The following is a 9,909-nucleotide window of genomic DNA, read 5'->3' as shown; positions in this document are numbered from 1 at the left end:
AGCATCGATCCATCGGGCGATCTTTGCCGCTGCGGCAATCGAGGCTGCCTGGAACTCTACGCCAGCTTCAACCGGCCATTGGAGCAGATCGCGCGCGTGACGGGCCGGCGCGTCACGATGGACGACGTGATCCGCATGGCCGAGCAGGGGGATGTCGGAGCATTGCGCATGATCGAGGATACCGCCGAAATGGCGGGCCGCGGCCTGGGCATGATCGGATCCGTTCTGAACCCGCCCCTCATCATCATCGGAGGACGCATGGCGCTCGCCGGCGACATCCTGCTTACGCCGCTCATTGCAGCCTATGAACGGCACACCCTAATCAAGGCGCGGGACGTCGCCCCCGACAGGCGCACGCGAATAATCATCGGCAAGCACACCGAAAACGATGTGCTGCTTGGAGCCGTCGGCCTCGTCCTGAGCCATTACGGGCGACTTCAATAGCCATGGGGACCGGCAAGGACTGCGCCAGGGGAAGGATAGCACGAAGCATCGCGAGTTAAGCCTTACGCCGCGACAGCGCCCCCTTTAGAGCAATTCCAGGAAAAGTGTGTAACGGTCGGGCTCGGCGGCTTCGCCGTAGCCTTCCCTCCGGAATTGCGTAAAACAAATATTAGAGCAGTTCAGCGTTTCCGTGAAACGATGAACTGCTCTAGGGAAGCGCGCTTACTGCGCCGTCCAGCCGCCATCCATCGGCAAGGTCGTGCCGGTCATCTGCTTGGCGGCGTCCGAGCACAGGAAGAGCGTCAGCGCGGCGAGTTCCTCGACGGTGACGAATTCCTTGGTCGGCTGCGCGGCTAAAAGCACGTCGTGCTTGACCTGCTCCTCGGTCATGCCGCGCGCCTTCATCGTGTCGGGGATCTGCTTCTCGACCAGCGGCGTCCAGACATAGCCGGGGGCGATCGCGTTGACGGTGATGCCGTCCTGAGCGACTTCCAGCGCCACCGTCTTGGTCAGGCCGGCAATGCCGTGCTTGGCCGAAACATAGGCCGACTTGAACGGCGAGGCGACCAGCGCGTGCGCCGAGGCCGTGTTGATGATGCGGCCCCATTTGCGGCTCTTCATGCCGGGCAGCGCCGCCTTGATGGCATAGAAGGCGGCGAGCAGGTTGATGCGGATGATCGCCTCCCACTTGTCGTCGGGAAACTCGTCGATCGGCGCGACATGCTGGATGCCGGCATTGTTGACCAGGATGTCGAGGCTGCCGAACGCCTCTTCGGCCTCGTGGATCATGGCGGTGACCGCGGCGCCGTCCATCATGTTGGCGCCCGAATAGCGGCACTTGACGCCGAAATCCTTCTCGATGCCGGCCCGCTCCTGCTCGATGGCCGCGGCGTCGCCCAGGCCGTTGATGGTGACATTGGCGCCCTCGGCGGCAAAGGCGCGGGCGATTGCAAGCCCGATGCCGCTGGTCGAGCCGGTGACCAGCGCATTCTTCGAAGACAGGGAACCCATGAAAAATCTCGCTAGAGGTGGAGTGGACTTAGGGCACATAGTTTGTGCGCCGCAGCATGACAATGCCATGGCCATATGTCGTTGCGATTACAATGTTGTGATGCCGCCCGATAGCCATGAAGCTGGCGCCCGAGCACCATGACATGGCACTGTCATGGTGCCGTGCAACATACTCCCCCTGCGCGTCTCGCGTGTGTCATTCCTGAACCGACGGGTGAATAGCTTGGAAATCGACGATGTCGTTAAGCGCGCCTATGAGATGCCGCTCACCAATCCTTCGTTTCCGCCCGGTCCCTACCGTTTCTTCGACCGCGAATACATCATCATCACCTACCGCACGACACGCGAGGCGCTGGAAGCCGTCGTGCCGAAGCCGCTCGAGATCGATGAGCCGCTGGTCAAGTACGAGTTCATCCGCATGCCGGATTCGACCGGCTTCGGCGACTATACCGAGACCGGCCAGGTCATCCCCGTGCGCTATGGCGGGCAGCATGGCGGCTATGTCCACTCCATGTATCTCGACGACGACGCACCAATCGCCGGCGGCCGCGAGCTGTGGGGCTTCCCGAAAAAGCTCGCCAGCCCCAAGATCGTGCATGAGGGCGAAGTGGTGGTCGGCACGCTGCACTACGGCAGCGTGCTCTGCGCCACCGGCACCATGGGCTACAAGCACCGCGAGGCCGACCACGATTCCGTGCTCGCCTCGCTGGCGGCGCCCAACTTCCTGATCAAGATCATCCCGCATGTCGACGGAAGCCCGCGCATTTGCGAGCTGGTGCGCTACTACCTGACCGATGTGACGCTGAAGGAAGCCTGGACCGCGCCGGCCGCGCTCGACCTTCGGCCCCATGTCATGGCCGACGTGGCGAAGCTGCCGGTGCTCGAGGTCGTCTCGGCCGTTCATTTCACCGCTGATCTGACGCTCGGGCTCGGCGAAGTCGTCCACGACTATCTCGCCGACCGCAACCCGTCCGCCGCCAGCGCAATCCAGCCGGAGAAGGCTCGTGCTTGAACGGACCCGAAACAAGGCGGTCGCCGCCACCATCGAGGAAATAACGGCGCAGTATGACCGCATCGCCCTGGTCTTCCAGGGGGCGGCGCGCTCGGCGCCTATCAGGCCGGCGTCTATCAGGCGCTTTCCGATGCCGGCTGCGAGCCGACCTGGCTCTCCGGCGTTTCGATCGGCGCCATCAACGCCTCGATCATCGCCGGCAACGAGCCGAGCCGGCGCCTGCAGCGCCTGGAGCAGTTCTGGCAGACGATCTCCGGCCGCAAGATCTGGGCCTACACGCCCGAAGGCGACATCTATCGCGACATCCGCAACCGCACCTCGTCGTGGATGACGATGATGATGGGCCAGCCCGGCTTCTTCAAGCCGCGCAATCCCAATCCATGGTTCGAGCTGTCGGGTGCCGAGGGCGCCACCAGCTTCTACGACACCGCCGAGCTGAAGGACACGCTGGAGAGCCTGATCGACTTCGATGTGCTCAACGACGGCAGGAAGCGCTTGAGCGTCGGCGCGGTCAACGTCAGGACCGGCAACTTCGTCTATTTCGACACCGAGAAGGTCCGCATCGGGCCGGAGCACATCATGGCGAGCGGCGCGCTGCCGCCGGCCTTCCCCTCGGTCCGCATCGAGGGCGAGTATTATTGGGACGGCGGCATCGTCTCCAATACGCCGCTGCAATACCTGCTCGACCAGGAAGAGGATCGCTCCTCGCTGGTGTTCCAGGTCGATCTGTTCAGCGCCCGCGGCGCCCTGCCGCGCAGCATGGCCGACGTGCTGTCGCGCCACAAGGACATCATGTATTCGAGCCGCACGCGCCAGAACACCGACAATTTCCAGCGCATCCACGCGCTAAAGATGAAGCTGCTCGATGCGCTGAAGCGCGTTCCGCCAGATGAGCTCAGGGACGGCGAGAGGGAACTGATCGCCGACTATTCCGATGCCGGCGTGGTCAACATCGTTCACCTGATCTACCAGCACAAAGGCTATGAGGGCCACGCCAAGGACTACGAGTTCTCGGGCACCTCGATGCGCGAGCACTGGGAAATGGGCCTCGAGGACACCGAGCGCACGCTGCGCCACAAGCAGTGGCTGTTGCTGCCGACCAATGTCGAAGGCGTGGCTATCCACGACCTTCACCGCGAAGACCCGACGTAAGGTCCGGTAGGAAGACTCGACGGGTTGCTCCGCTAACAAGCACCCTCGTCGAGTTCCGTCACACCCCCCTCTGTCCTGCCGGACATCTCCCCCGCAAGGGGGGAGATCGGATGTTGCGCGGCTTTCGCCAATTGTCGGGGTCGAAAGAAGCGCGCGGCGCCCAAGCTGCCAATCTCCCCCTTGCGGGGGAGATGTCCGGCAGGACAGAGGGGGGTGCTGTCCCGCCAACGTTTCGAGGGTAGCTATCAAGCAAAAAAGAAAGGCAGCGCCTGGCCGGCGCTGCCTTTTCTTTTGAGTTCTTGCGGCTATCTCAGAACACCTGGCGGAAGACCACGAAGAGCACGAAGGCCAGCGCGATCGAGCGGGCAGTGTCAGCACCTAGGCGAGCAAAAGGTTGCGCACGGTCGCCCACTGCAGACCGGAGCCGTTCGCCGCCATCGTGCCAGCAACGCCCGACGACAGCACGTGGGTGGTCGACACTGGCAGGCCGAGACGGTCGGCCATGCCGATCGTAACCATCGCGACCAGCTCGGCGGCGGCGCCCTGGCCATAGGTCAGGTGGCTCTTGCCGATCTTCTCGCCGACGGTGACGACGATGCGCTTCCAACCGACCATGGTGCCGAGGCCGAGCGCCAGCGCCACGGCGATCTTGACCCAGAGCGGGATGAACTTCGTCGCGTTGTCGACCGCCTTATGGTAGTTCGTCACCGCCTGCAGGTCAGCGTCCTGCATCGGCAACAGCTTCTTCTTGTCGATCAGCTTCAGCGCTTCGCCGATCAGATAGATGTCGTTGCGGGCGTTGCTGACCAGGTCGGTCGGGACCTTGTCGACGGTCGCGTAGGGCTGCAGCCCGGCGGTCGTATTGTGGATGTAGGTCTGCAGCGCGGGCGTCGTCTGATCGCTCCAGGTCTTGGAGCGGACAGCCTCTTGAACCGCGGCCTTGGGGTCCGCGACAGTGACGCCCGGCTTGACGTATTTGCCCAGCGACTGCTCGACGGCGGCGGAAGCCGACTTGTAGGCCTCGAGGTAGTTGATGTCGGGGGTACGGTTAAGCGCATAGGCGGTCGGCACCACGCCGATCAGGATCAGCATAATCAGGCCCATGCCCTTCTGGCCGTCATTGGAGCCATGCGCGAAACTGACGCCGGTGCAGGTGAAGATGAGCAGCGCGCGGATCCACCACGGCGGCGGGGTTTTGCCTTTCGGCGCCTCATAGAGCGCCGGATTGCGCACAAGGATCTTCATCACATAGAGCAGAACGGCCGCCGCGAAAAAACCGACGAGAGGCGAGACCAGCAGGGACATGCCGACATTGGTCGCCTGTCCCCATTCGACGCCGCTGGTGGCGCTTCCGGCCGGCGCCATGAACTGGTTGGCGAGGCCGACGCCGATGATCGAGCCGACCATCGTGTGCGAGCTCGACGCCGGCAGGCCGAGGAACCAGGTGCCCAGATTCTACAGGATCGCCGCGACCAGCAAGGCGAACACCATGGCGAAGCCGGAGGACGAGCCGACCTGCAGGATGAGCTCGACCGGCAGCAGCGACAGGATGCCGAAGGCGACCGCGCCGCTCGAGGTCAAGACGCCGAGGAAATTGAAGACACCCGACCACATGACGGCGAATTCCGCCGGGAGCGATCGGGTGTAGATGACCGTCGCCACCGCATTGGCGGTATCGTGGAAGCCGTTGACGAATTCGAAGCCGAGCGCGATCAGCAGGGCGATGCCGAGCAGGATCCAGGGCACTGTCTTGGCGACTGCCAAGTCCTGGCTCAGTGCATAGCCGACATAGATGATGCCGGCCAGAACCAGCACGCCGAAGGCAGGCAGGAACCACTTCGCGCCGCTCGATTGTTCCAACGGGTGATCCGGTCTCGGAATCCCCGCCTCACTGGAAACCACGTCCACCATCGTCCCACTCCTTTTGCATTGCAGCAAAGAACCGGGAGAACGCTATGTCTCCAGGATGAAGCTGGTGTGACGCCCTGCAACCTATGCGGCTATCTTGAGCAGCGAGGAAACCAGGAGCTTGTGCTCCTCCGGCGAGAGCACGTCGGAATCGAAAAGGTTCATGCTGCGCAGTCCCTCGATGGCGAGGAAGCAGACCAGCAGCGAGCCGAGGTCGTCGGTCTCGTCTTTCAGCCGTTCGAAGAGCTGCCGCTTGAACGCCTTTATCGGCGTCAGGAAATCCGGATCCTCCGCGATCGCGGAGAACATCCAGGAAGCCGATGGTTTCGGCTTCTCGCAATCATCGGCCGAAAGCCGTATGTAGGCCGCGAGCACGCTTTCATCGCTGGCCTCGGCCGTGCGTTCCTCGAGCGCCTCTTCGAAAGCATTGAGGTAATTTTCCACCAGCCCCTGCATCAGCTTGGCCTTGGTCGGAAAATTATAGAGCAGTCCGCCCTTCGACACGCCGGCCCGGCTGGCGACGGCGTCGAGCGACAGGCTTCCGGGACCCGCCTCGCGCGCCACGTCGGCGGCCGCTGCAAGTATCCTGTCGCGCGAATTTGCCCTGCGAGCTTTCATCACGCCTCCCCCTTACATTAGCTTATGCGGAATTGACAAGACCGTCCAGACGGTACAGTAAGACGCCGAAAATTGAAATCGGGACCCGTCGCCAGTATGTGTCCTGGCATCGACCGTTATGCCGGTTTCGGCTCGAGGGGACTTTTCCGTGAAGCGCTTTATCATCATCACCGTATTTCTGCTTCTGCTCGCTCTGGTGTGCGTCGGTATCGTCGGCTTCAACATCCTGCGCGACAACGGCATCAAGCAATTTTTCGCCACCATGAAGCCGCCGGCCGCGACCGTCTCGACCGTCGTCGCGAAACCCTCGAACTGGACGCCGGGCGTCGAGGCGATCGGCACCGTCAACGCCGTGCGCGGCGTCGACCTGACCGTCGAGACGGCAGGCATCGTCAAGGACATCCTGTTCCACGCCAACCAGAAGGTCGCGGCCGACGCCGTGCTCCTGCAGCTCGACGACGCCGTCGAGAAGGCCGATCTGGTGGCGCAGAAGGCGCAGGCCGCGTCCGACCAGGCGGCGCTGACCCGCGCGCTCGAATTGCAGCGGCGCGGCGTCGGGACCGACGCGACGCTCGATGCCGCGCGCGCGGCGGCGGACGCTTCGGCCGCGCAGGTGAACAAGCTGCAGGCCGTGCTCGACCAGAAGCAATTGTCCGCCCCCTTCAACGGCACCGTCGGCATTCCCAAGATCGACATCGGCCAGTATCTGGCCCCGGGCAACTCGGTTGTGACGCTGCAGGACCTGGATACGATGCGGGTCGACTTCACGGTGCCGGAACAGCAGCTGCGGCTGCTGAAGATCGGCCAGACGGTGCGGATCGGCGGCAGCGTGGCGGACATGCCCTTTGCCGGCTCCATTCGCGGCATCGATCCCAAGATCGACCCGGCGAGCCGCCTGGTATCGATCCGCGGCGAGGTCGCCAACCCGGAGGGCAAGCTGACGCCTGGCCAGTTCGTGCAGATCCGCGTCGAGCTGCCGGAGGAAAACAACGTCATCTCGGTGCCGCAGACGGCGGTGACGTCCAGCCTTTACGGCGACTTTGTTTTCGTTGTCGTGCCGGCAAAGCCTGCCGACGGTGGCGCTGCGGCGCCGGCCAAACCGGATGACCAGAAGACCGGCGGCATCGAAAGGCCGGCCAGCGACGCAACCAAACCGCAGGCCGATGCCTCGAAGCCTGCCTCCGACACGGCAAAGTCCGCCGACAACGCCGCAAAGCCCGCTGATAACGCTCAGAAGCCCGAAGCCGGGCAGCAGCCGGCGCTCGTTCTGTCGCAGGTGTTCATCAAGCTCGGCCGCCGCAACAACGGCATGGTCGAGATCGTCGAGGGCCTGAAGGCTGGCGATCAGGTCGTCACCGCCGGTCAGAACCGGCTCTTCAACGGCATGTCCGTTGCCGTCGACAACACCATCGATCCCAGCAAATCGGCGAACAAGCAGGTTCAGCAATGAGCTTTTCCGACATCTTCATTCGCCGGCCCGTCCTCTCGACGGTGCTGGCCTGCATGATCCTGCTCCTGGGCTTCCAGGCCATCTTCAACCTGTCGATCCGCCAGTATCCGAAGGTCGACGAGACGGCGATCACCATCACCACGGCCTATCCCGGCGCCAGCGCCGACCTGATCCAGGGCTTCATCTCCGCGCCGATCGCGCGCGCCGTCGCCTCGACCGAGAACATCGACTACGTGACCTCATCGAGCCGCCCGTCCTCCAGCACCGTGACCGTGCAGATGAAGCTCGGCTCCAATCCCGACGTGGCGCTGACCGAGGTGCTCTCCAAGGTCCAGGGCGTGCGCGGCACCCTGCCGGACGCCTCCAAGGATCCGGTGATCGTCAAGGGCACCGGCCAGCAGTTCGCGATGATGTATATCTCGATGCAGAATCCGAACATGACCAAGGAGCAGCTCACCGAGTATATCGAGCGCGTCATCCGGCCTCGCATCTCGACGGTGGAAGGCGTCGCCGACGTTCAGATCTTCGGCGCCGAGGAATATTCCATGCGCGTCTGGATCGACCCGGTCAGGCTTGCCGCCCGCGGTGCCACCGCCGCCGACGTGCTGACTGCGATCAACAACTCCAACTTCCTGTCCGCGCCCGGCAACACTCAGAACGAGTATGTGGTCTCGTCGATCACGGTTCACTCGACCTTGCAGACGCCGGAAGCGTTCTCGCAGCTCCCGATCCGCTCGACGGACGGCCAGGTCGTGCGTCTGCGCGACGTCGCGCGCGTCGAGCTCGGCGCCGCAAGCACCGACACCAGGGTGAGCTTCAACGGCAAACCCGGCACCTTCCTCGCCATCTTCCCGACACCGGCGGCCAACCCGTTGACGACCGCGGCGGCGATCACCAAGCTCGTGCCGCAGATTCAGGAGACGCTGCCGAAAGGCATGACGATCGAGGTCGTCTACGACGCCACCGGGCAGATCAGCGCCTCGATCGAGGAGGTGTTCAAGACCATCGGCGAGGCGGTCGCCATCGTCATCGTGGTCATCCTGTTGTTCCTCGGATCGTTCCGATCGGTGATGATGCCGATCGTGACCATCCCGCTGTCGCTGATCGGCGTCTGCTTCATCCTGTTTTCGGTCGGTTACTCGATCAATCTCTTGTCGCTGCTTGCCATGGTGCTGGCGATCGGCCTCGTCGTCGACGACGCCATCGTGGTGGTGGAGAACATCCATCGCCACATGGAGGAGGACCACATGTCGCCGATGCAGGCGGCCTTCAACGGCATGCGCGAAATCTTCTCGGCCATCGTCGCAATGACCATCACGCTCGCCGCCGTGTTCGCGCCGCTAGCCTTCACCGGCGGCCTGACCGGCGCATTGTTCCGCGAATTCGCGGTGACGCTGGCCGGCTCCGTGGTGCTGTCCGGCCTGATCGCCGTGACCATCACGCCGATGATGTCTGCGCGCCTCCTGAAGGCCGGCGCGCATAGCCGCTTCCAGCGCATCGTCGACGGCACCTTCAGCCGCGTCGAGCGCGTCTACGAGCGGGCGGTCACCGCTTCGCTCAGGAACCGGCCGGTGACGCTGATCATCGTCGTCGCGCTGGTCGCGCTCACCGGCTTCATGTTCACCAAGACCTCCAGCGAGCTGGCGCCGGAGGAAGATCAGGGCTTCCTGCTGTCGCTGGTGACCGCGCCGCGCTATGCGACGTCGGACTACACCGAAACCTACGTCAACCAGATGCTCGGCCTGGTGAAGGACATCCCGGAGACCAGGGCGCAGTTCTCGGCCGTCGCTTTCGGCGGCGCGACCAACAGCGCCTTCGTCGGCTTCGCCTTCAAGGACTGGGCGGATCGCAAGCGCGGCTCCAAGGAGCTTCAGGCCGACATCCAGGGCCGCCTCGCCAAGGTGGCGGGCGTCGAGGCCTTCGTCTTCGCGCCGCCGACGCTGCCCGGCTCAGGCGGTGGCCTGCCCATCTCGATGGTGGTGCGCTCGACCGGCGATCCCTCCGAGGTCTTCGACGAGGCCGAGAAGATCAAGAACAAGGCGCAGGCTTCCGGCCGCTTCATCGTCGTGCAGAACTCGATGGCCTATGACGCGCCACAGGTGACCGTCACCATCGACCGCGAGCGCGCCGCGGCGCTGAACCTGCCGATCGCCGATGTCGGCCGCACGCTGACTCTGCTGGTCGGCGGCGCCGAGGTGGCGCAATTCGACCGCGACTCCCACAGTTACGACATCATCCCGCAGGTGCCGCAGGAGTTCCGCGACAATCCGGAGAGGCTGGGCGAATACTTCATTCGCAGCGAGGACGGCAAAAT

Annotated in this window: 6 protein-coding genes and 2 pseudogenes; 5 read left to right on the top strand and 3 right to left on the bottom strand. The window is 63.9% G+C overall.

Features of this window, described 5'->3' with window-relative positions; all coding sequences use genetic code 11:
• Positions 1-444, top strand: a 444-nt coding sequence (locus EOA29_RS14165) for an ROK family protein (protein WP_127221042.1), incomplete at its 5' end; no start/stop codon positions are given.
• Between the two features lie 222 nt (positions 445-666).
• On the opposite strand, the gene EOA29_RS14160 is transcribed toward EOA29_RS14165, so the two are convergent.
• Positions 667-1,455 (bottom strand): 3-hydroxybutyrate dehydrogenase, encoded by a 789-nt coding sequence (locus tag EOA29_RS14160; protein ID WP_126091603.1) that lies wholly within the window; start codon positions 1,453-1,455, stop codon positions 667-669.
• Between the two features lie 223 nt (positions 1,456-1,678).
• On the opposite strand from EOA29_RS14160, the gene EOA29_RS14155 reads away from it, so the two are divergent.
• Positions 1,679-2,467 (top strand): acetoacetate decarboxylase, encoded by a 789-nt coding sequence (locus EOA29_RS14155; protein ID WP_126091602.1) that lies wholly within the window; start codon positions 1,679-1,681, stop codon positions 2,465-2,467.
• Positions 2,460-3,619, top strand: a pseudogene (locus EOA29_RS14150) (patatin-like phospholipase family protein). Before EOA29_RS14155 ends, EOA29_RS14150 begins: the two are co-directional and overlap by 8 nt.
• Positions 3,620-3,929: 310 nt before the next feature.
• Here EOA29_RS14150 and EOA29_RS14140 read toward each other — a convergent pair.
• Together EOA29_RS14140 and EOA29_RS14135 are read right to left on the bottom strand one after the other, a co-directional pair.
• Positions 3,930-5,530 (bottom strand): annotated as a pseudogene (locus EOA29_RS14140) (inorganic phosphate transporter).
• A gap of 81 nt (positions 5,531-5,611) precedes the next feature.
• Entirely contained in the window at positions 5,612-6,145 is a 534-nt protein-coding gene (locus EOA29_RS14135) for a TetR family transcriptional regulator (protein ID WP_126091601.1), read from the bottom strand.
• A 148-nt stretch (positions 6,146-6,293) separates the two neighbouring features.
• Between EOA29_RS14135 and EOA29_RS14130 the strand changes: the two genes are divergently transcribed.
• A complete protein-coding gene (locus EOA29_RS14130) occupies positions 6,294-7,595 on the top strand; it encodes an efflux RND transporter periplasmic adaptor subunit (protein WP_245464858.1) in 1,302 nt (433 codons plus the stop codon).
• Positions 7,592-9,909, top strand: a 2,318-nt coding sequence (locus tag EOA29_RS14125; protein ID WP_145969672.1) for an efflux RND transporter permease subunit, incomplete at its 3' end; no start/stop codon positions are given. The genes EOA29_RS14130 and EOA29_RS14125, both read left to right, overlap by 4 nt.

The sequence above is a fragment of the Mesorhizobium sp. M1E.F.Ca.ET.063.01.1.1 genome (assembly GCF_003998155.1).
Taxonomy (GTDB): Bacteria; Pseudomonadota; Alphaproteobacteria; order Rhizobiales; family Rhizobiaceae; genus Mesorhizobium.
This window is presented reverse-complemented; position numbering and strand designations above follow the sequence as displayed.